Here is a 776-nt window from a genome sequence, read left to right as displayed (position 1 = left end):
TAATGAAATTATTCGGGTGTTCCCCGAAAGTGAGTTGGGTTATAAAGGTTTGCTATCTGTTTATCTTATCGAAGATCAAGGTGCCGAAGGACGTAGTAAATTAGAGTTCTTCGCAAATAGTAATGCTCAGCTAGCGCCATATTATGTACTGATTCAGGAGTCGATCTCACAGCAGAATGTATCGGATGCTAAAGCGTATCTTGAAAAAGCGAAAGCGGCTCACGGAGAAGATGGAAAAACCAAGCGTTTAGGTGATGGAATTAAGTATGTTGAAGCCTTAATTGCAATGCGTAAGAGCGATTTCGCTACGGCGCGTACCAAAGTCGCTGAGGTTCTAACGAGTGAACCGGATAATATGCGCTTATTGTCTTTTTTAGTTGATCTTGAGCTGAAGGCTGGACGTGTTAATGAGGCTGAGAAAGTACTTGGTCAAATAGAGGCTATTAATGATAGCCACCCTGTTGTGAACATATTGCGCGGTGATATTGCGCTATCCAAGAATGACTATTCAACAGCGCGTAAGCTATTGATGCAAAGCTGGGGAAATGCACCCGTAGATTCTACAGCTGAAAAACTATATCGAGTGCTAGGTGTTTTGGGTGATAAGCCTGCCCAAAACAAGTTCCTTCAAGATTGGTTGGTTAAGCTACCTAACAGTACCCCAGCGCTTATGTATCAGTCCTTAGCTTATCAGCAGCGGGGGCAACGTATAAAAGCGGTTGAAGGTTATGAAAAAGTTCTGAAAATTGCGCCCAATAACGTCATGGCTCTGAATA

The 776-nt window shown here is 42.9% G+C and carries 1 protein-coding gene; it reads left to right on the top strand.

Going from position 1 to position 776, the window contains the following annotated elements; all coding sequences use genetic code 11:
• A partial coding sequence (locus A3763_RS28110) for a tetratricopeptide repeat protein (protein ID WP_197482762.1) occupies positions 1-776 on the top strand: 776 nt, incomplete at both ends.

This window comes from Oleiphilus sp. HI0128 (assembly GCF_001635365.1).
Note: the sequence above shows the minus strand (reverse complement) of the source record. Positions and strands in the feature narration are given on the sequence as shown.